We start from the raw sequence: 19803 nt of genomic DNA on the forward strand, positions 1-19803 counted from the left end.
TCCTGCGTCGTCGTGGCGCGTTTTGGCTGTTAGAATTGCCAGTCGTTTTTTCTGGAGTTTGCCGCCGTGATCACTTCCCGCCTTCGTACCCTGCGTGACCATATCCGTTGGGCCGTCAGCCGCTTCCATGGGGAGGATCTGTTTTTCGGCCATGGGACCGACAACGCCTGGGACGAAGCCCGTCAGTTGGTGTTGGGGGCTTTGCACTTGCCGTGGGAAATTGCCGACAGCTACCTCGACTGCGCGCTGGAAGAAGACGAGCTGGTCAATCTGCAACGCTTGCTCAAGCGCCGCATCGAAGAACGCATCCCGACCGCCTACTTGCTGGGCGAAGCATGGTTCTGTGGCATGTCGTTCATTGTCGACGAGCGTGTGCTGATTCCACGTTCACCGATTGGCGAACTGATCGAAAACCGCTTCACGCCATGGCTGGGCACCGAGCCTGCGCGCATTCTGGACCTGTGCACCGGTTCCGGCTGCATCGGCATCGCCTGTGCCTACGAGTTCCAGAACGCCGAAGTGGTGTTGGCCGATCTGTCGTTCGAAGCGCTGGAGGTGGCCAATCAGAACATCGAGCGCCACGGTGTCGATGAGCGGGTGTACACCGTTCAGGGCGATGGTTTTGATGGTTTGCCGGGTCAGCGTTTCGACCTGATCGTGTCGAACCCGCCCTACGTCGATGCGGAAGATTTCGCCGACATGCCGGACGAATATCAACACGAGCCCGAGCTGGGACTGGCCTGTGGCGATGATGGTTTGAACCTGGTGCGCCGCATGCTCGCAGAAGCGGCGGATCATCTGACCGAGAAGGGCTTGCTGATTGTCGAAGTGGGCAATAGCCAGGTTCACGTCGAGGCGCTGTACCCGGAAGTCGATTTCGCCTGGCTCGATTTCGAGCGTGGCGGGCATGGGGTGTTCATGTTGACGGCGGAACAATGCCGCGAACATCAGGCCTTGTTCGCTTCCCGCGTCTGACCTGAGGACGCCATCGCGGGCAAGCCGTGCTCCCACAGGTTTTGGGTGTGCCACATAACTTGAGCACAACATAAAACCTGTGGGAGCACGGCTTGCCTGCGATGGGCACGCCTCGGTCCTGAATCTTTACCGGTGTGTCGCAATCCAGATCAACAACCCCGCCTGAAACACCGCAAACGCCACCAGACACGTAATGGTAAAGCGCAGCCCGGCGTCTTCACGCTTGTACTTGCTGACCTTTTCTTCGTGCGTCTTGAGCTTCACTTCTTGCTCGGCCAGATTCTGCTCGGCCTGCTGAAGCATCTGCGCGGCTTCGAGAATTTCCACCAGTTGCAGTTTTTCAGTGTTCCACTCGCCCGACAGATCACCCACCTGTACGTCTTTGACGCTGCCCTTCAAATGCTGGGCATCGGCATACACCACTTCAAAACCATGCGCCTTCAGGAAGTGATCGCGACGCAGGCGAGTGTCTTCGTTCAACGCATCTTTGTTGTTCAGGTCCGTGCCGTCGACGGTGTAGCCGGACCAGCGCTTTTTCGCCCAGGTAATCCCTTGAGCCGCCATGAAGCGGCCGATGCCACGGTTCATCGGTTCAATCTGCAAGCCGCTGTCGGGCCCGAAATGCACACGTTTGGTGGTGTGATCGACCCACACGTCCAGATGATTCTGTTCTTTGCGCACACGCTGGCCGGGCAGGGTGATGCTCATGCGCATCAGGCTCTGCTCTTTGTTGTTGCGTTCGGCATAGCCGAATTCGACAAAGCGAAGTGGCCGACCACCGGTGTTGCGGTCGGTTTTCAGCGGCGCCAGACGGAGCATCTTGTGGTGCTCGACGTGGACGTCCGCCCACGGCAGCTCGACCGCTGTAGGAGCGTCTTTTTCAGCGGTGGTGTCGGGTGAAGTCTGGGTATCAGTCATAACGGCGAGATCCTGTCCAAGCCCTGCCGCCAGCCATTGCGCTGGCGACAAAGGCTTATCGGCCGTTTTTGACAGGACTGGAGGGCAAACGGCGCTTAACTGGTGCGAAGTCCGTCAATAAACCCGAGGATGCGAGTGCCCAGTTCGGCCGCCAGCGGCAATTGCGGATCTTTATAAGAGGCCATTTGCCGTTTTACATCGTTGGGCACGATGCGCATGACGTGGTTCATGCCTTCGATCAGCGCCAGTTCAGCGTCCGGTTTGGCAGCCTTCAGCAGCCTGGCATCACCGACGCCGACCTGAATGTCGTTGCTGCCCTGAATGATCAGCGCCGGCATCTTCAACTTGGCGAACGCTGCCGCCGGGTCCTGACGGAACAGCGAAATCAGGTACGGCTGTACACTTGGGCGGAAAATCACCTGGAGCGGTGGCGGCACGTTTTCGTCAATGTGCCCGGCCTTGAGGCTGTCGAGCAGCTCATTGCTGCGCTGCATCAGGGCGGGCGGCAGGCGATTGCTCAACTGCTGGCGCAACACCTGATCGACCGGTCGAGCACTGCCGGACAGGGAAATGACCGCCGCAGGATCGACACTCGGTGCCGCCAATGTGGCGATCAAGGCGCCTTCGCTGTGGCCGAGCAAAATCAATGGGCCGAAACGTGGATCATGTTTGAGTTTCTCGCCCCAGGCTTCAGCGTCGGCGACATAGGCCTCTACCGACAGATTGCGCTCGTCCGGCGTGGCTGCAAGGCTCGCCGCCACGCCGCGTTTGTCGTAACGCACGCTGGCGATGTTGTGTTTGGCCAGCACCCAGGCCAGCCGTTTGAGGCTGTCATTGCGCCCTCCGTCGGTATTGTTTCCGTCACGATCCGTAGGGCCGGAGCCGGAAATGATCAGGACAACCGGCACGGGATTGTCGGATTTTGGCAGCAACAACGAGCCGAAAAGCTCACCGCTGCCGGTGTCCAATGTAATGGGCCGTTGCAACACAGTGGCCTGGGCAAAGCCAGATATCAGGGTAAGGCTCAAGGCTAGAACTCGCAGCATCATCACGCCATCATTCACAAAGATGCCGGTTGGACTCGCAGGCACCCATAAGGTTCGAGGATGAACTACTTGGGTAGCCTGCGTATACTGGCGCGCATTACGTATTCAGGTTCTATTTCACGGAGCGTCCTGCATGTCCGGCAATACCTACGGCAAGCTGTTCACTGTCACCACCGCGGGCGAAAGCCATGGTCCGGCGTTGGTCGCCATTGTCGACGGCTGCCCGCCGGGCCTGGAAATTTCCCTTGAGGACCTGCAGCGCGACCTGGATCGGCGCAAGCCCGGTACCAGCCGTCACACCACTCAACGCCAGGAAGCCGACGAAGTCGAAATCCTCTCCGGCGTGTTCGAAGGTCGCACCACCGGCTGCTCCATTGGCCTGCTGATTCGCAACACCGACCAGAAGTCCAAGGACTACTCGGCGATCAAGGATCTGTTCCGTCCGGCCCACGCCGACTACACCTACCACCACAAATACGGCGAGCGCGATTACCGTGGTGGCGGTCGCAGCTCGGCGCGCGAGACGGCGATGCGCGTGGCGGCAGGTGCCATTGCGAAAAAGTACCTGGCGACCCAGGGCATCGTCATTCGCGGCTACATGAGCCAGCTCGGCCCGATTGAAATCCCGTTCAAGACCTGGGATTCGGTCGAAGAGAACGCCTTCTTCAGCCCTGATCCGGACAAAGTCCCGGAGCTGGAAGCCTATATGGACCAGCTGCGTCGCGATCAGGATTCGGTCGGTGCGAAAATCACCGTCGTGGCTGAAGGTGTCATGCCAGGCCTTGGCGAGCCGATCTTCGACCGCCTCGACGCTGAACTGGCCCATGCGCTGATGAGCATCAACGCGGTCAAAGGCGTGGAAATCGGCGCCGGTTTCGCCAGCGTCGCCCAACGCGGCACTGAGCACCGTGATGAAATGACCCCGGAAGGTTTCCTCAGCAACAATGCTGGCGGCATTCTGGGGGGGATCTCGTCCGGTCAGCCGATCGTTGCGCACCTGGCGCTGAAGCCGACGTCGAGCATCACCACGCCGGGTCGCTCCATCGACATCCATGGCAACCCGGTGGAAGTCATCACCAAGGGCCGTCACGACCCGTGCGTCGGTATTCGTGCAACGCCAATCGCTGAAGCGATGATGGCCATCGTGCTGATGGATCATCTGCTGCGCCATCGCGGGCAGAACGCCGATGTGCGTGTGAGCACACCGGTGCTGGGTCAGCTTTAATGGCTGGCCTTGAAGTCGCTGCAGTCTGATGACTGTGGCGGCGCTCCCGTACTGGCGGCTCTCCAGTTTCTACCTGTTCTATTTCGCCTTGCTCGGTTCGACGGCGCCGTTTCTGGCGCTGTATTTCGATCACCTGGGTTTTTCCAGCGCGCGGATCGGCGAGCTGGTGGCGATCCCGATGCTGATGCGCTGCGTGGCACCGAACATCTGGGGCTGGCTGGGTGATTACACAGGCCGACGCCTGGCCATCGTGCGCTTCGGCGCGGTGTGCACGTTGCTGACGTTTTCGCTGATTTTCGTCAGCAAGACCTACGCCTGGCTGGCGATGGTCATGGCGTTGCACGCGTTCTTCTGGCACGCGGTATTACCGCAATTCGAAGTCATCACCCTGGCGCACTTGAAAGGCCAGACTGCGCGCTACAGCCAGATTCGCCTCTGGGGTTCGATCGGCTTCATCATCACCGTGGTAGCGCTGGGGCGGTTGTTCGAATGGCTCAGCCTCGACATCTATCCGGCCGCGCTGGTGTTGATCATGGCCGGGATCGTGCTCAGCAGCCTGTGGGTGCCCAATGCGCAACCGGTCCAGGGTGAGCGGCTGGCGGGCGAGGGCTTCCTCACGCAATTGCGCAGCCCCGGCGTGTTGGCGTTTTATGGTTGCGTGGCGTTGATGCAGTTGAGCCATGGGCCGTATTACACGTTTTTGACCTTGCACCTTGAGCGATTGGGCTACAGCCGTGGCGTGATCGGCATGCTCTGGGCGGTCGGCGTGGTCGCCGAAGTCCTGATGTTCCTGGCCATGAGCAAAATCCTGATGCGCTTCTCGGTGCGCCGGGTGTTGATGGCGAGTTTTCTGCTGGCGGCACTGCGCTGGCTGCTGCTGGGGTCATTTGCCGACCATCTGTGGGTGTTGCTGTTTGCCCAGGTGCTGCACGCGGCGACCTTCGGCAGCTTTCACGCAGCTGCCATCCAGTTCGTGCAACGTAGCTTTGGCGCACGCCAGCAGGGCCAGGGCCAGGCGTTGTACGCCGCGCTGGCCGGCACCGGTGGCGCATTGGGCGCGCTGTATTCCGGCTACAGTTGGAATGCCTTGGGCGCCACATTGACCTTTAGTATTGCAAGCCTCGCAGCCCTGGCGGCTGCCGTTATCATTGCCACACTTCTGCAAGAGGACAGGCCATGAGCCTTACCCGTGAACACCTTGCCCAGGAAATCATCGACGCCGGGCGTTTTCTGTATGGCCGCGGCTGGTCACCGGCCACCAGCAGCAACTATTCGACGCGCCTGTCGCCGAGCGAAGCGCTGCTGACCGTGTCCGGCAAGCACAAAGGTCAGTTGGGTCTGGATGATGTGTTGGCCACCGACCTGGCGGGCAACAGCCTGGAGCCGGGGAAAAAACCGTCGGCCGAAACCTTGCTGCATACCCAGCTTTACAACTGGCGCCCGGAGATCGGCGCGGTGCTGCACACCCATTCGGTCAACGCCACGGTGTTGTCGCGCCTGACGCCGGAAGACTTCATCGAGTTCGAAGACTACGAACTGCAAAAAGCCTTCAGCGGCGTGTCAACCCACGAGTCTCGGGTACGGGTACCGATTTTCGACAATGATCAGGATATTGCGCGCCTTGCCGCCGAGGTGCAGCCTTGGCTGGACGCCCACCCTGATTGCGTCGGCTACCTGATTCGCGGTCATGGCCTCTACACCTGGGGCGCACGGATGAGCGATGCGTTGCGGCAGATCGAGGCCTTTGAATTTTTGTTCGAGTGCGAGTTGAAGACGCGCACGATCCTTAACCGTTAAGGAGTTGCCCTGATGAGCAGCCTGTCCGTTTACCACGTCTCAAGCCCTGACTTACCGAACAAGGTGCTGACCCATTTCGAAGACATCGCCTCGACGCTGGCCGAGCAGGGCGTGCGCTTCGACCGCTGGCAAGCGGCGGTGAAGATCCAGCCTGGCGCCAGTCAGGAAGAAGTGATCGCCGCCTACCAGGAACAAATCGACAAGCTGATGACCGAACGCGGCTACATCACCGTTGATGTCATCAGCCTGAACAGCGATCACCCGCAAAAGGCCGAACTGCGTGCCAAGTTCCTCGACGAGCACCGTCATGGCGAAGACGAAGTCCGGTTTTTCGTGGCCGGTCGTGGTTTGTTTACCCTGCACATCGGTGATTACGTCTACGCGGTACTCTGCGAAAAGAACGACCTGATCTCGGTGCCGGCGGGCACGCCGCACTGGTTTGACATGGGCGAGCATCCGCATTTCGTCGCGATCCGCCTGTTCAACAACCCTGAAGGCTGGGTGGCCAACTTCACCGGCGAAGACATCGCCAGCCGCTTCCCGCGTCTTGAGGACTGAACCGATGCCGATCAAAGCGATGCTCACCGACATCGAAGGCACCACCAGCGCGGTGAGTTTTGTGTTCGACGTGTTGTTTCCCTACGCCGCCAGACACCTGCCGGATTTTGTCCGTCAGCACGCCGGGCGCGCCGATGTGGCTGAACAACTGTCCGCCGTTCGCCGTGACAGCAATGAACCGGACGCCGACGTTGAGCGCGTGATCGAGATTCTTCTGGGCTGGATTGCCGAAGACCGCAAAGCCACGCCGCTCAAGGCGTTGCAAGGCATGGTCTGGGAGCAGGGTTATCAGGCGGGGCAGTTGAAGGGCCACGTTTACCCGGATACCGTTGAAGCGCTCAAGCGCTGGCATCAGGAAGGCTATCAACTGTTTGTTTATTCGTCGGGTTCGATTCAGGCGCAAAAACTGATTTTCGGTTGCTCGGAGGCGGGTGACTTGTCGCCGCTGTTCAGCGGTTACTTCGACACCACGTCCGGTCCCAAGCGTGAAGCGCAGTCTTATGAGCGCATCACCCAGGCCATCGGCCTTGAGCCTTCGCAGATTCTGTTTCTGTCCGACATCGTCGAAGAGCTGGACGCTGCGCGCACGGCCGGGATGGCGACATGCGGGTTGGCGCGAGAGGGCGGGGAGTTGGCGGGCCATGTAACCGTCGACAGTTTCGAGCGGATAAACCCCACCACCTTCTAAAGCCCACAACACATAACCTGTAGGAGCCGAGCTTGCTCGCGATGAGGCCCCGTCATTCAATATTGTTGTTGAATGACACACCGCCATCGCGAGCAAGCTCGGCTCCTACAGGGTTGGTGTGCAACCAGATATTGTCTGCAGCGCCAGAAACAACTCAGGCCGTGAAGCGAAAGCTCTCACGGCCTGTTTGTTTTAGCGCTGGCGCGGTTTACGCCGTGTGATAAGTCGGCAGCGCAAACCGTTGCTGGCTTTGCAGCATGGAGATCTGCGGTAATTCGCTGGCCTGTTCGGCCAAGTCACGGCGAATCGCACTGATTACCCACGACAGCTGATCGCCAGCGTGCAATTGCTGGTAGGAAATCGAACGTTTAAACACTTTGCCTTCTGTGCTGCGCAGGGTCAGCAGAATCCCGCCGTCCGGGCGCGGTTGGGTGGTGACTTCGAAGTTGGAGAACAGGGACGAAAATTTTTCTTGGATCAGGTTCATGTCGATCAGCTCCATTTGCACATGATTGGCAAGCATGGAGAGGAGGTTGCAGTGATTGTGCCAGTACCTGATTTTTATAAAGTCGTTGTGAATCAATAAGTTAATAATCTTGCTGTTTTTCGGTTTCGTGCAATCTGCATGAATGGCCATCGTGCATCCTGCATTTTGAAAGATGAGCGATGATTGAATGGAACCAATCGGCGCGTCGATGTTCACGATTCATCCGTCGCTGGGCGGATACAAAACATTGCAAAAACCGCGTGTACAGCGCCAGAACCGCTGACGTATTTTCGGCCTCTATAAACGCCGCCCGACAATAAAAAAATCAGCGGGAGCACGCATGAAACGCACGTCCAGCGACACGATTACCTGGGGCATGATGCTCCGCAAACTGCCGACGATCGCCAAAGCCATTCCCCGCGTGGTGAAGGGCCTGAAAGTCGCCAACGTCAAGGATCCGACCCAACCGTGTGGCCTGGGCTGGAGTTTCGAGCAGGCGACGTTGCGCAACCCCGAGGGGCCCGCATTACTGCAGGGCGATGTCACGCTGACCTATACGCAGGTCAACCAATGGGCCAACCGCATTGCGCATCACCTGATGGCCCAAGGCATCGGCAAGGGTGACGTGGTCGCGGTCTTCATCGAGAACCGCCCGGAATTGCTGGTGACAATACTGGCGGTGGCCAAGGTCGGCGCGATCAGCGCCTTGCTCAATACCTCGCAGACCCGCGATACGCTGGCGCACAGCCTGAACCTGGTGGCGCCCGTGGCGATCATTGTCGGCGGCGAACTGGTCCCGGCGTTTTCGCAAGTCCGCGAACGGGTGTCCATCGCGCCAGCGCGAATCTGGTACGTCGCCGATCAAGACACCTACAGCCATCCGGGCATTGCCCCCGATGGTTTCGTCAACCTGATGACGGCCAGTGCCGACGCGATCGACGACAACCCGGCCAGCAGCCAGCAGGTTTTTTTCGACGATCCTTGTTTCTATATCTACACCTCGGGCACCACCGGATTGCCCAAGGCCGGTGTCTTCAAGCACGGGCGCTGGATGCGTAGCTCCGCCAGTTTCGGCCTGATCGCCCTCGATATGCAGCCGCACGACATCGTCTATTGCACTTTGCCGCTGTATCACGCGACCGGGCTCTGCGTGTGCTGGGGCTCGGCCATCAGTGGCGCCTCGGGGTTTGCCATTCGACGCAAGTTCAGCGCCAGCCAGTTCTGGAGCGACGTCCGCAAATACCACGCGACCACCCTCGGCTACGTGGGCGAACTGTGCCGTTATCTGGTGGATCAGCCACCGAGCACCGACGACAGCCAGCACACCGTGAAAAAAATGGTCGGCAACGGTCTGCGTCCCGGCGCTTGGGACGCCTTCAAAACCCGTTTTGCCATCGACCACATCTGCGAGCTGTACGCGGCCAGCGACGGCAACATCGGGTTCACCAATATCCTCAACTTTGACCACACCATCGGTTTCTCGCTGATGGCCTGGGAATTGGTGGCTTACGACCACGACAGCGGTCAGCCGATTCGCAATGCCAAGGGTTTCATGAGCAAAGTGTCCAAGGGTGCACAGGGTTTGCTGTTGGCCAGGATCGACGACAAGGCGCCGCTGGACGGCTACACCGATCCGCAAAAGACCGAAAAAGTCGTATTGCATGACGTGTTCCAGAAGGGCGACCGTTTCTTCAACACCGGTGACCTGCTGCGCAACATCGGTTTCGGCCATGCGCAATTCGTCGATCGGCTGGGCGATACCTACCGCTGGAAGGGCGAAAACGTATCGACCACGGAAGTCGAAAATATCCTCTTGCAACACCCGCACATCGCCGAAGCCGTGGCGTATGGCGTGGAAGTCCAGAACACCAACGGGCGTGCCGGGATGGCGGCAATTACGCCGGCTGAATCCCTGGCCACCCTGGACTTCAGCGAACTGCTGGAATTTGCTCGCCAGCAAATGCCGGCCTATGCGGTGCCGCTGTTCTTGCGGGTGAAAGTGAAAATGGAGACCACCGGGACGTTCAAATACCAAAAGACCCGGCTCAAGGACGAAGCCTTCGACCCAGGCAAAACCGGCGACGACCCGATCTATGCCTGGCTACCCGGCACCCAGACTTACGTACAAGTGACCGAGCAGGTGCTGGCGGATATCCAGGGTGGCAAGTACCGCTATTGAATGTGGCTATGGCGGCCCTTGAGAAAAAACAAGTGACAGCGTGGGGGCCGCTCGGGAAACTGTCGGCTTTGCGAATAACCCAACAGGGAGCCCCCGATGTCAGACCAAAGCCGCCAGATGACCCCCGAAGAAGCCGCTGAATTTGCCGAACAGGTATTCAACAAGGCGCGCGAGGGCGATGCGGCCATGATGGCTGCGCTGTTGACCAAAGGCCTGCCGCCTAACCTGCGCAACCACAAAGGCGACACCTTGCTGATGCTGGCCGCCTACCATGGCCACGTGGAGACCGTGAAAGTCCTGCTCGAACACAAGGCCGACCCGGAAATTCGCAACGACAACGGCCAGAGCCCGATCGCCGGTGCGGCGTTCAAGGGCGATCTGGCAGTGGTCACGGCACTGGTCGACGGTGGCGCGCAAGTGGAAGGTTCATCGTTTGATGGCCGTACTGCTTTGATGATGGCCGCGATGTTCAACCGCGTTGCCATCGTGGACTACCTGATCAGCAAAGGCGCCGATCCGAAAGCCAAGGACGCCAACGGCGTGTCGGCACTCGATGCGGCGAAAACCCTGGGCGCTGTCGATACCATCGCTCAGCTGGAAAAGCTGCTCGGCTGACCTTTTGTGGCGAGGGAGCTGGCTCCCTCACCACAGGTCCGCAATCCCTCCTGAATGCGCTATCCTTCGCGCCCTCAAAATTCACTCGCTACAGGATCCGTCGCCATGAAAGCCGCACTCGTCGAACTCATCAGCAAAATCAGCTCCGGGTGCATGAGCGACGACGAAATCCTCAAGGTCGCGGACGAAGCGGCCCAGGCCTACGCCGATCCTGAAGCTTTTCTGACGGCCAATCCGGATATCAACTACGACGACACGTTCCCGATTCCATTAGGCGAATGGGTGGTGGTCGGCAGCCTGCCGGAGACGGTGCTGTTCCAGGCGGATACCTACGTGGACCTGTTCGCGCAGATCGTCGCCTCGTTCGGCCCAGGCGTTGATTTCAATATCAAACCCAAGCAACTGGCCAAAACCGAAGCCCTGACCGCGCTCAACCGTATTCAGGTGCAGATGGGCAGCATGAACAAGGAAAACGGCGGCTACACGCTGATGAACTTCAGCCAGTTGCTCGACGATGAGCTGCAAGTGGTGTTGGTCTACGGCAACGACATTCCTCGCGTGCTGGAGCTGTGCGCCGAAGTCGGCATCGCTGCCGCGCCATCGCTGGAAGCGCTGAAAGTGGCCATCCACGTCTGACACCCAGACACTGTCAATAAAAAGGAACCCTCGCGACGACCGTCTATCCTAAGGGGGCTTATCACTCTTCGGGAGCGTCACCATGGGTTCCACGTTCAACAGCCTTGTTGCGTTGATCATTTTTGTCCTGGACATCTGGGCCATCATCAACGTGTTTAAAAGTGGTGCCACCACCGGGATGAAAATCCTCTGGGTGTTGTTGATCGCCTTTCTGCCGGTGCTGGGCCTGATCATCTGGGCCATCGCCGGGCCACGGGGCAACGTCAAATTCTGACGGGTCTCCCAAAAAACGACACTGAACCTGTGGGAGCATGGCTTGCCCGCGATGAACGATATCGCGGTGCAACTGACAGACCGCGTCGTCTGCTTCGCGGGCAGGCCCGCTCCCACAGGATTGGGGTGAGCCGATCAAGAGGTTCGACCTGTCATCTTTCGCGACGTAGAATGCGCGCCTTTCCCGGTCAATCGAGCCAATCGATTGGCCATCATGGGCGGGTAACCGTCCGTTGCCACCCGCATTCATCGGAGCACTTCCCATGAGCACCACCGCTACCAGCGACTACCTGGAAACCCTCTACGAAGGCTATGGCCAGCGTTTTCGCATGGAAAAACTGCTGCACGAAGTGCGCACCGAGCATCAACACCTGGTGATTTTCGAAAACCCGCGCATGGGCCGGGTAATGGCACTGGACGGCGTGATCCAGACCACCGAAGCCGACGAATTCATCTACCACGAAATGCTGACCCACGTGCCGATCCTGGCGCACGGTAGCGCCAAGCGCGTGCTGATCATCGGTGGCGGCGACGGCGGCATGCTGCGTGAAGTGGCCAAGCACCGCAGCGTCGAACACATCACCATGGTCGAAATCGACGGCACCGTGGTCGACATGTGCAAGGAATTCCTGCCAAACCACTCCAAAGGTGCGTACGAAGATCCTCGCCTGAACCTGGTGATCGACGACGGCATGCGTTTCGTCGCCACCACCACTGAAAAGTTCGACGTGATCATTTCCGACTCCACCGACCCGATCGGTCCGGGCGAAGTGCTGTTCTCGGAAAACTTCTACCAGGCCTGCCGCCGCTGCCTGAACGAAGGCGGCATTCTGGTGACCCAGAACGGCACGCCGTTCATGCAGATCGAAGAAGTCAAAACCACCGCCGGGCGCCTGCGCAGCCTGTTCCCGGATTGGCACTTCTACCAGGCGGCCGTGCCGACCTACATCGGCGGCTCGATGACGTTTGCCTGGGGCGCGACCAATACCGCTTATCGCAAACTGTCCCGCGAAACCCTGCAGCAGCGCTTTGCCGGTAGCGGCATCATCACCCGTTACTACAATCCAGAGATACACATCGGCGCTTTTGCCTTGCCGCAATACGTCCTGCAGGCTGTGAACAAGCCAAGCAACGACTGATCCCGCGTCAATCAGAAAGGGCCGTTTGTGGTGGTGTGAAAACACACCGCTACCGGCCCTTTTTTTCATCTGTCCTGGAGCGCGTCAGTGGAACAATTAGCCTGCTAACAAGGTCGAGATGCTTGTAAGCCCATCCATGGGTTTTATCGAGGAGGCACTGATGCAAAAGTGGAAAATCACTTTCGTGGATGATCACGGCGAAACCATCGACGAAGTCTTTGAGTGCGACGAGTGCCCGGACAACGAGGAAGCAGCCAAACTCATCAAGGCCAGGCTTCTTCCTGTGGCCGCCGAACTGGATCTGAATGATCTGGAAGGACGAACCGTTGATGCCGGCGTCAAAAGCCTCAAAGCCCAGAACAGCATCCAAATCCTCGGCATCACGCCAATCTGAACACCTCCTGTCTCATTCTCATCCAGGCCTTGGCAGCGGCTCTCTCTTGAGGCTACTCTGCAATCGAGATCAGCGAATGGATCGCTAAGGTCTGGTCTTGTCAGCTACATGCTTGCTTCCCACCGGCAACGAGGTTGCCGCATCGCACGCACCATTCGGTTGCGTGTGCCGGGAATACGGAAAGTCTATCCATCACTATGAGGGGGACGTTTCATGAGCACAGCCTATCAAGAAGACATCAGCAGCTCGGTACTGCGCCGCATGAAAGAAGGCGGTTTCGACTTTTCAAGATTCCACCCCATCGAGTTCTACGCCATTTTTCCCGACGAGGAGCGGGCCCGCAGAGCAGCAGGTCATTACCGTGGCGAATCGCTGAATGCGCAAATCAGTGTGCGCGACGATGGCGCATGGGCACTCGAACTGAGCAAGGTCATGTACGCCACTTATGATGACATCGGCGATTTCGAGCAAGGTTTCGAGGCGGTGGTCGAGCCTCTGGGCGGCATCATTGAAGGATGGGGCGTCAAGCAGGAGGTACGAGGGCTACTCGCATAATCCTATGAACAGTGACACGCACTAACGGCTGACCTTCGGGTTGGCCGTTTTGGTTTATGGGCGCAGTAAACCGCTGCTGGCAAAACCCTGAAACAAGAATCCGAGGCAAAAAAAAACCGCCTGAGCAGGCGGCTAAAGGGAAGTTCGGGCTGTTTTTCCAGCGAATGCGCGGATTATCCCGGGCCGAAACCGGGCAGTGAAATCAACTCTGACTATGCTGGTGATAGGCGACAACGTCGCCTTGCAATGAAGCGGGGGCAATCAGGTTGGGGCGTTTGCTGCACAGGATTGGTGCGGTATTGGCGGTGTGAAAATCCAACTGATTGATATCAAAGCGTTTATGCCGCTGGCACGGGCCTTGCGAAGGTCTGGATGTCCGGGTGACAAGGAGTACGGCATGATCCGCACCTATTTTGATGAAATGTACGATGCCGGCGGCCAGGTCCGCCCGCATTATCGGGAGTTTGCCCGTTGGCTGGCCGAAACGCCTGACGAGCTTTTGGCACAACGGCGACGCGAGGCCGATCTGTTATTTCATCGCGCCGGGATTACCTTCACGCTCTACGGGGACGAGCAGGGGACAGAGCGCCTGATTCCCTTCGACACGATCCCCCGCAGCATCCCTGCCAGCGAATGGCGGGTCGTCGAGCGCGGCTGCATTCAGCGGGTCAAGGCATTGAACATGTTCCTTGCCGACCTCTATCACGAGCAGCGCATCATCAAGGCCGGCATCATTCCGGCCGAGCAAGTGCTGGCCAACGAGCAATACCAGTTGGCGATGCAGGGGCTGGACCTGCATCGCGATATCTATTCGCACATCTCTGGCGTCGATCTGGTGCGCGACGGTGACGGCACGTATTACGTGCTCGAAGACAACCTGCGCACACCCAGCGGCGTGAGCTACATGCTCGAAGACCGCAAGATGATGATGCGGCTGTTCCCCGAACTCTTCGCGGCACAACGCATCGCGCCCATCGATCACTATCCGAATCTGCTTCTGGACACGCTGAAAAGCTCCAGCCCGATCGACAATCCGAGCGTGGTGGTGCTGACGCCGGGTCGTTTCAACAGCGCCTTTTTCGAGCATGCCTTTCTGGCTCGGGAGATGGGGGTTGAACTGGTGGAAGGTGCGGACCTGTTTGTGCGTGACGACAAAGTATTCATGCGTACCACGGACGGCCCGAAAGCCGTCGACGTGATCTACCGTCGCCTCGACGATGCGTTCCTCGACCCGTTGGCCTTCAATCCGGACTCGATGCTGGGCGTTCCGGGGCTGCTGTCGTCGTACCGCTCCGGCAATGTCGTGCTGGCGAACGCCATCGGTACGGGCGTTGCGGACGACAAGTCGGTGTATCCGTTTGTCACCGACATGATCCGTTTCTACCTCGACGAAGAACCGATCCTGAAGAACGTACCGACGTTCCAGTGCCGCAACCCGTCTGAGCTGTCCCACGTACTGGCCAATCTTCCGGATCTGGTGGTCAAGGAAACCCAGGGCTCGGGCGGTTACGGAATGCTGGTGGGGCCGGCGGCGACGACGGCGGAAATCGAGTCGTTCCGAGAGCGGATCAAAGCCAAGCCGCACGCCTACATCGCGCAACCGACGTTGTCCCTGTCGACCTGTCCGACCTTTGTCGAAAACGGCATTGCGCCACGCCATATCGACCTGCGTCCGTTTGTTTTGTCTGGCCGCGAAACCCGGGTCGTGCCCGGCGGTTTGACCCGTGTCGCCCTGCGTGAAGGCTCTCTGGTGGTGAATTCCTCCCAGGGTGGCGGAACCAAGGACACCTGGGTGGTCGAGGATTGAAGGAAGCCTGCCATGTTAAGTAGAACTGCCTCGGATCTGTATTGGATGTCGCGTTACCTGGAGCGGGCGGAAAACCTCGCACGGATGCTCGACATCAGTTATTCGCTGTCGCTGATGCCGCAGGATGGTCGCGGCAACGGCCTGCACGAACTCGCCATGCCGTTGCTGATCACCGGCACCCTGGACGATTACCTGGAGCGCCATGGTGAGTTGCATGCCGAACGGTTGCTGCACTTCTTCGCCCTCGACGCCGCCAACCCGGCCAGCATCTACAGCTGTCTCGGCGCGGCGCGGGCCAGTGCCCATGCGGTGCGTGGGCGAATCACCGCCGACATGTGGGAAAACATCAACGCCACCTGGCTGGAAATTCGCGGGATTGCCGAGCAGGGCTTGAGTCGCTACGGCATGAGTCGCTTTTGCGAGTGGATCAAGGAGCGTTCCCATCTGTTTCGCGGTGCTTCCTACGGCACCATCATGCGTAACGATGCGTTCCGCTTCATTCGCCTGGGGACGTTTATCGAAAGGGCGGACAACACGCTGCGCCTGCTCGACGCTCGCTACGAAATGGCCGGCGATCAGGCCGAAGCCGTCAGTGACGGCACGGCGCACGCCTATTACCAGTGGAGTGCCTTGCTGCGGGCGCTGTCATCGTTCGAGGCGTACACCGAGATCTACCGCGACGCGCCCGGTGCCCGGCATGTGGCTGAGTTGCTGTTACTGCGGGCGGATGTACCGCGTTCGCTGCGCGCCTGCACCGAAGAAATCGACCAGATCCTTGCCAGTCTGCCGGGAGCCAATGGCCGTCCCGCACAGCGTCTGGCCGCCGAAATCGACGCGCGCCTGCGCTACACCGGTATCAACGAAATTCTCGACGAAGGCCTGCACGCCTGGCTGACCGAATTCATCCCGCTGGTGCGCCAGTTGGGCAACGCCATTCACAGTTCTTACCTGGAGGCTGCATGAGACTTTCCATTAGCCACGAAACCACCTATCACTATGAAGATCAGGTGCGGGCGAGCATCCAGTACCTGCGACTGACACCCCACGACAGCGAGCGCCAGCACGTGCTCAGTTGGCAACTCGACCTGCCGCGCCCGGTGCGCGCGCAACTCGATCCGTTCGGCAACATCCTGCACGTGCTGACCATGGACGAGCCGCACGAGGCGATCATCATCGGCGCCCGTGGCCAGGTGGACATCGACGAACTGAGTGAAGCCGAGCATGAGAGCCAATCGGCGCTGCCGTTCCTGCGTTTTACCCGCCTGACCGAGCCCGACGAAGCCTTGCGCGCATTCGCGCAAAAAGAGTGCAAAACACGCCGGGATCGCACGGCGCTGATCGACTTGATGCATGGCTTGAACCAGCACATGACCTACACGCCGGGCTCAACCGAAGTCGACACCAGTGCGGCTCAGGCCTTCGCCGGGCGCTCCGGCGTCTGTCAGGACCACACCCATGCGTTTCTCGCCTGCGCGCGTAGCCTGGGCATTCCGTCGCGTTATGTCTCGGGTTATCTGTACAGCGAGAACAGCGAACACCTGGCCAGTCACGCCTGGGCGGAAGCCTGGCTGGATGACGCCTGGTACAGCTTCGACGTGACCAACGAATTGGCCCGGCCGGAACGTCACTTGAAACTGGCGGTAGGCCTGGATTATCTGGATGCCTGCCCGGTGCGCGGGATGCGCCGGGGCGGCGGGTGTGAACAGATGCATGCGAAAGTGTTTGTGTCGCCGACACCGATGCCGGTTATCTCTGTCCAGCAGCAATAAACCTGCACGCTGATCATTCCCACGCTCTGCGTGGGAATGCAGCCCGGGACGCTCCGCGTCCCACCGAAGCGGACGCAGAGCGTCCATTGAGGCATTCCCACGCGGAGCGTGGGAACGATCGGTTACGGTTTAACCTTGCGCCCGACCATGTGCTTCAAATACCCCACCAACTTCTCCAGATCCCCATCCGGCAATACCTGCGCGGAAAACCCCGGCATCTTCGCCTGCGGCCACTGGCGCAAGCTCTGCGGATCACGGATATACCGCTTCAGGAAATCCGCTCCAAAATACTCGGTCGGGTTGTACGGAATATTCAGATCTGGCCCGAACTGCGCATCCCCGGCACCGTTCAGTCGATGGCAGGCCAGGCAATTTTTCTGAAACAGTGCAAAACCTTGATTGACCGGATCATCGGCTTTTAACCCGGGATCAGGCAGCAGGGCAGGGAAGCGTTCCGCCACCGGCGCCAGGCGCTTGATGCTGGCGACCTGGAACGGCCATTGCTCCGGGCTGATGTTGCCGGCTTGCGGATTCGTCCAGACCAGATAAAACGGCCCGGCACCCGGTTTGCCTTCAGACAATGCCGGCCATGGTTTGGCCGGGTCTTCAATCGCCAGCCACGCCTGCGCGCCCTGAGTGTTGAGCAACGGGGCGGCGGCCAGCTCGGCGGCAAACCCATCCAGCGCCACGGCTTGCAGGTGGTCATCAGGCTTGATGCCGGTCAACAACGCCGCCAGCGGCACGGCTTGATAGTTCATCTCGCGTTTGTAGGAAACGTCGTCGGCAATGTGAAGGGTCTGGATTTTAGGGTGCTTGAGCAGTTCCCCGGTTTGCCAGGTGCGGCTGTTCGCGCCCAGCTCAAGGTTCAGCTGTGCGGCAAACAGAGGCGTGCTGAGCAGCAAGGCCCCGAGCAGTGTGAGCGTTTTCAATAGATCGCCGTCCATGTCGTGCAAGTGCCATAAAGGTTGGCACACCCACGCTGGCCCGGGTAGCGAGCCGGTCACAATTTTAAGATGGCGATAAATTCTTGGCGCTTGAGTCAGCCAATCACCTTGGTCAGGTTCGGCAAAATCAACAACAGCGTAGTGGCGAAAAGAATGAGCCCGGCTTGACGTACTTTCGAATGTTTGAACATGGCTTGACCGCCTTTTTTGTTATTTCCTGATGCCTGCCTGCATATCTCCATGACGGCAGAGCGTTGCACTTCCTGTCAGACGAGCGCCTCGGCAAAACCCGACGACAACTTCGTACACTTCACCTTAGAGCCCGCGTCAGCCGCGGTTTAGATCCATTTCGTATGGAGATGCCATTAAAAGCTCTTAAAAAGGCATGAGGCCTATTGCCAGCTTCTTGGGCGCCCGTTTGCTAGACAGCTCCGTCTCCTGAATCGGTTAATTCGGTAGTTCACTACCGTCCGTCTGAGCGTGTGCGTCAACGTCGATGAGCGCTGCGGTCATTGAATCCGCAGCGGCTCGGCATAAGGTAAGAACTCGCATTTACCCACTGCCCAGGTTCGAGGACGTCATGACCCACGCTTTGATTTTCGACGCATTACGCACGCCCCGTGGTAAAGGCAAAGCCGATGGCGCCTTGTACAGCGTCAAACCGGTCAATCTGGTGGCCGGGTTGCTGACGGCGTTGCAGCAGCGTACTTCGCTCGACACCAGCCAGGTCGATGACGTCGTGCTTGGCTGCGTGACGCCGGTTGGCGATCAAGGCTCCGATATCGCCAAGACCGCGACCCAAGTGGCGGATTGGGACGTCAGCGTCTCGGGCGTGCAGATCAACCGCTTTTGCGCTTCGGGGCTGGAGGCGGTGAACCTTGGCGCGATGAAGGTGCGCTCCGGTTTCGAAGATCTGGTGGTGGTCGGTGGCGTCGAGTCGATGTCTCGCGTGCCGATGGGCAGCGACGGTGGGGCCTGGGCGCTGGACCCGGAAACCAACCTGCACAGCCATTTCACCCCGCAGGGTGTCGGCGCTGACCTGATCGCCACCCTTGAAGGTTTCAGCCGCCAGGACGTCGATGCCTACGCGCTGCACTCGCAGCAGAAAGCCGCGCGGGCGCGGGCGAATGGTTCGTTCAACAAGTCACTGGTACCGGTGCAGGATCAGAACGGCATCATCCTGCTCGATCACGATGAATTCATTCGGGCCGATTCCACGCTGGAAGGCCTGGGCAAGCTCAAGCCGAGTTTCGAAATGATGGGGCAAATGGGCTTCGACGCCACGGCGTTGCGCGTCTACAGCCACGTCGAACGGATCAATCACGTACACACGCCCGGCAACAGTTCCGGGATCGTCGATGGTGCGGCGCTGATGCTGATCGGTTCCGAAGCCAAGGGCCGGGCGCTGGGCTTGCAGCCGCGGGCACGGATCGTCGCCACGGCGGTCACCAGCACCGACCCGACCATCATGCTCACCGGCCCGGCGCCGGCTACCCGCAAAGCACTGGCCAAGGCCGGCCTGCGGGTCGAAGACATTGACCTGTTCGAGGTCAACGAGGCGTTTGCCTCGGTAGTGCTCAAGTTCATCAAGGACATGGCCATCGACCCGGACAAGGTCAACGTCAACGGCGGTTCCATCGCCATGGGCCACCCGCTGGGCGCCACGGGGTGCGCGATTCTCGGCACGCTGCTCGATGAGCTGGAAACCCGGCGCCTGCGCTATGGCCTCGCGACGCTATGTGTCGGCGGCGGCATGGGCATCGCCACCATCATCGAACGCCTCTGAGCCCCCCGACTT

20 protein-coding genes and 1 pseudogene are annotated in these 19803 nt (G+C 59.5%); 17 read left to right on the forward strand and 4 right to left on the reverse strand.

Translation table 11 applies throughout. The features are described 5' to 3' along the window. Window positions 1-66: 66 nt before the first annotated feature. Window positions 67-975, forward strand: coding sequence for a 50S ribosomal protein L3 N(5)-glutamine methyltransferase (gene prmB, locus LOY55_RS08570; RefSeq protein WP_046027101.1), 909 nt, complete (start codon window positions 67-69; stop codon window positions 973-975). 126 nt (window positions 976-1101) lie between these two features. Here the strand turns inward: prmB and LOY55_RS08575 are convergent, their stop codons facing one another. Then, window positions 1102-1893, reverse strand: a complete 792-nt coding sequence (locus LOY55_RS08575) for a hypothetical protein (RefSeq protein WP_046027100.1) — start codon at window positions 1891-1893, stop codon at window positions 1102-1104. A gap of 95 nt (window positions 1894-1988) precedes the next feature. Continuing rightward, window positions 1989-2988 (reverse strand): annotated as a pseudogene (locus tag LOY55_RS08580) (alpha/beta hydrolase). Between the two features lie 84 nt (window positions 2989-3072). Here LOY55_RS08580 and aroC point away from each other — a divergent pair. Genes aroC through mtnC form a run of 5 tightly spaced genes read left to right on the forward strand, consistent with a single transcriptional unit; the run spans window position 3073 to window position 7207 of the window. Beyond that, a complete protein-coding gene (gene aroC / locus LOY55_RS08585; protein WP_046027098.1) occupies window positions 3073-4164 on the forward strand; it encodes a chorismate synthase in 1092 nt (363 codons plus the stop codon). Between the two features lie 28 nt (window positions 4165-4192). After that, the gene (locus LOY55_RS08590) at window positions 4193-5344 is read left to right on the forward strand and encodes an MFS transporter (protein WP_175648952.1); all 1152 of its coding nucleotides are present in this window, start codon (window positions 4193-4195) and stop codon (window positions 5342-5344) included. Then, a complete protein-coding gene (locus LOY55_RS08595; RefSeq protein ID WP_258667869.1) occupies window positions 5341-5961 on the forward strand; it encodes a methylthioribulose 1-phosphate dehydratase in 621 nt (206 codons plus the stop codon). Before LOY55_RS08590 ends, LOY55_RS08595 begins: the two co-directional genes overlap by 4 nt. Window positions 5962-5973: 12 nt before the next feature. After that, complete coding sequence (locus tag LOY55_RS08600; RefSeq protein WP_258667870.1) at window positions 5974-6519, forward strand: acireductone dioxygenase; 546 nt, start codon at window positions 5974-5976, stop codon at window positions 6517-6519. 4 nt (window positions 6520-6523) lie between these two features. Beyond that, window positions 6524-7207, forward strand: coding sequence for an acireductone synthase (gene mtnC, locus LOY55_RS08605; protein ID WP_258667871.1), 684 nt, complete (start codon window positions 6524-6526; stop codon window positions 7205-7207). A gap of 208 nt (window positions 7208-7415) precedes the next feature. On the opposite strand, the gene LOY55_RS31000 is transcribed toward mtnC, so the two are convergent. Continuing rightward, window positions 7416-7694, reverse strand: a complete 279-nt coding sequence (locus LOY55_RS31000; RefSeq protein WP_046027152.1) for a DUF3509 domain-containing protein — start codon at window positions 7692-7694, stop codon at window positions 7416-7418. 340 nt (window positions 7695-8034) lie between these two features. Between LOY55_RS31000 and LOY55_RS08615 the strand changes: the two genes are divergently transcribed. The 10 genes from LOY55_RS08615 (at window position 8035) to LOY55_RS08660 (ending at window position 17061) form a co-directional block, all read left to right on the forward strand. Continuing rightward, window positions 8035-9873 carry a long-chain-acyl-CoA synthetase gene (locus tag LOY55_RS08615; protein WP_258667873.1) on the forward strand — a complete coding sequence of 613 codons (1839 nt, stop codon included), beginning with the start codon at window positions 8035-8037 and terminating at the stop codon, window positions 9871-9873. Window positions 9874-9969: 96 nt separating this feature from the next. Beyond that, window positions 9970-10488, forward strand: coding sequence for an ankyrin repeat domain-containing protein (locus LOY55_RS08620; RefSeq protein WP_046027093.1), 519 nt, complete (start codon window positions 9970-9972; stop codon window positions 10486-10488). Window positions 10489-10593: 105 nt separating this feature from the next. Then, a complete protein-coding gene (locus LOY55_RS08625; RefSeq protein WP_046027092.1) occupies window positions 10594-11124 on the forward strand; it encodes a hypothetical protein in 531 nt (176 codons plus the stop codon). Between the two features lie 82 nt (window positions 11125-11206). After that, window positions 11207-11398 (forward strand): PLDc N-terminal domain-containing protein, encoded by a 192-nt coding sequence (locus tag LOY55_RS08630; protein WP_046027091.1) that lies wholly within the window; start codon window positions 11207-11209, stop codon window positions 11396-11398. Between the two features lie 262 nt (window positions 11399-11660). After that, window positions 11661-12536, forward strand: a complete 876-nt coding sequence (gene speE, locus LOY55_RS08635) for a polyamine aminopropyltransferase (protein WP_109788200.1) — start codon at window positions 11661-11663, stop codon at window positions 12534-12536. A gap of 160 nt (window positions 12537-12696) precedes the next feature. Beyond that, window positions 12697-12930, forward strand: coding sequence for a hypothetical protein (locus LOY55_RS08640; RefSeq protein WP_046027089.1), 234 nt, complete (start codon window positions 12697-12699; stop codon window positions 12928-12930). Window positions 12931-13143: 213 nt separating this feature from the next. Further along, window positions 13144-13485: a ribonuclease E inhibitor RraB gene (locus tag LOY55_RS08645; RefSeq protein WP_027922513.1), complete on the forward strand. Its 342-nt coding sequence runs from the start codon at window positions 13144-13146 to the stop codon at window positions 13483-13485. Between the two features lie 397 nt (window positions 13486-13882). After that, window positions 13883-15292: a circularly permuted type 2 ATP-grasp protein gene (locus LOY55_RS08650; protein WP_077430604.1), complete on the forward strand. Its 1410-nt coding sequence runs from the start codon at window positions 13883-13885 to the stop codon at window positions 15290-15292. A gap of 12 nt (window positions 15293-15304) precedes the next feature. Then, window positions 15305-16255, forward strand: a complete 951-nt coding sequence (locus LOY55_RS08655; protein ID WP_046027088.1) for an alpha-E domain-containing protein — start codon at window positions 15305-15307, stop codon at window positions 16253-16255. After that, entirely contained in the window at window positions 16252-17061 is an 810-nt protein-coding gene (locus LOY55_RS08660; RefSeq protein WP_046027087.1) for a transglutaminase family protein, read from the forward strand. Before LOY55_RS08655 ends, LOY55_RS08660 begins: the two co-directional genes overlap by 4 nt. Before the next feature lie 122 nt (window positions 17062-17183). On the opposite strand, the gene LOY55_RS08665 is transcribed toward LOY55_RS08660, so the two are convergent. Next, entirely contained in the window at window positions 17184-18005 is an 822-nt protein-coding gene (locus LOY55_RS08665) for a cytochrome c (RefSeq protein ID WP_223522484.1), read from the reverse strand. 580 nt (window positions 18006-18585) lie between these two features. On the opposite strand from LOY55_RS08665, the gene LOY55_RS08670 reads away from it, so the two are divergent. Next, a complete protein-coding gene (locus tag LOY55_RS08670; RefSeq protein WP_046027085.1) occupies window positions 18586-19791 on the forward strand; it encodes an acetyl-CoA C-acetyltransferase in 1206 nt (401 codons plus the stop codon). Window positions 19792-19803: the final 12 nt, after the last annotated feature.

Source organism: Pseudomonas sp. B21-040 (genome assembly GCF_024748695.1).
Taxonomy (GTDB): Bacteria; Pseudomonadota; Gammaproteobacteria; order Pseudomonadales; family Pseudomonadaceae; genus Aquipseudomonas.

Coding starts and splice junctions, on each gene's coding strand:
- LOY55_RS08640 (WP_046027089.1), top strand. CDS start 12,697: ATGCAAAAGTGGAAAATCACTTTCGTGGATGATCACGGCGAAACCATC.
- LOY55_RS08590 (WP_175648952.1), top strand. CDS start 4,193: ATGACTGTGGCGGCGCTCCCGTACTGGCGGCTCTCCAGTTTCTACCTG.
- LOY55_RS31000 (WP_046027152.1), bottom strand. CDS start 7,694: ATGAACCTGATCCAAGAAAAATTTTCGTCCCTGTTCTCCAACTTCGAA.
- LOY55_RS08655 (WP_046027088.1), top strand. CDS start 15,305: ATGTTAAGTAGAACTGCCTCGGATCTGTATTGGATGTCGCGTTACCTG.
- LOY55_RS08670 (WP_046027085.1), top strand. CDS start 18,586: ATGACCCACGCTTTGATTTTCGACGCATTACGCACGCCCCGTGGTAAA.
- LOY55_RS08600 (WP_258667870.1), top strand. CDS start 5,974: ATGAGCAGCCTGTCCGTTTACCACGTCTCAAGCCCTGACTTACCGAAC.
- LOY55_RS08660 (WP_046027087.1), top strand. CDS start 16,252: ATGAGACTTTCCATTAGCCACGAAACCACCTATCACTATGAAGATCAG.
- LOY55_RS08625 (WP_046027092.1), top strand. CDS start 10,594: ATGAAAGCCGCACTCGTCGAACTCATCAGCAAAATCAGCTCCGGGTGC.
- LOY55_RS08575 (WP_046027100.1), bottom strand. CDS start 1,893: ATGACTGATACCCAGACTTCACCCGACACCACCGCTGAAAAAGACGCT.
- LOY55_RS08645 (WP_027922513.1), top strand. CDS start 13,144: ATGAGCACAGCCTATCAAGAAGACATCAGCAGCTCGGTACTGCGCCGC.
- LOY55_RS08630 (WP_046027091.1), top strand. CDS start 11,207: ATGGGTTCCACGTTCAACAGCCTTGTTGCGTTGATCATTTTTGTCCTG.
- LOY55_RS08665 (WP_223522484.1), bottom strand. CDS start 18,005: ATGGACGGCGATCTATTGAAAACGCTCACACTGCTCGGGGCCTTGCTG.
- aroC (WP_046027098.1), top strand. CDS start 3,073: ATGTCCGGCAATACCTACGGCAAGCTGTTCACTGTCACCACCGCGGGC.
- mtnC (WP_258667871.1), top strand. CDS start 6,524: ATGCCGATCAAAGCGATGCTCACCGACATCGAAGGCACCACCAGCGCG.
- LOY55_RS08595 (WP_258667869.1), top strand. CDS start 5,341: ATGAGCCTTACCCGTGAACACCTTGCCCAGGAAATCATCGACGCCGGG.
- speE (WP_109788200.1), top strand. CDS start 11,661: ATGAGCACCACCGCTACCAGCGACTACCTGGAAACCCTCTACGAAGGC.
- LOY55_RS08615 (WP_258667873.1), top strand. CDS start 8,035: ATGAAACGCACGTCCAGCGACACGATTACCTGGGGCATGATGCTCCGC.
- LOY55_RS08620 (WP_046027093.1), top strand. CDS start 9,970: ATGTCAGACCAAAGCCGCCAGATGACCCCCGAAGAAGCCGCTGAATTT.
- LOY55_RS08650 (WP_077430604.1), top strand. CDS start 13,883: ATGATCCGCACCTATTTTGATGAAATGTACGATGCCGGCGGCCAGGTC.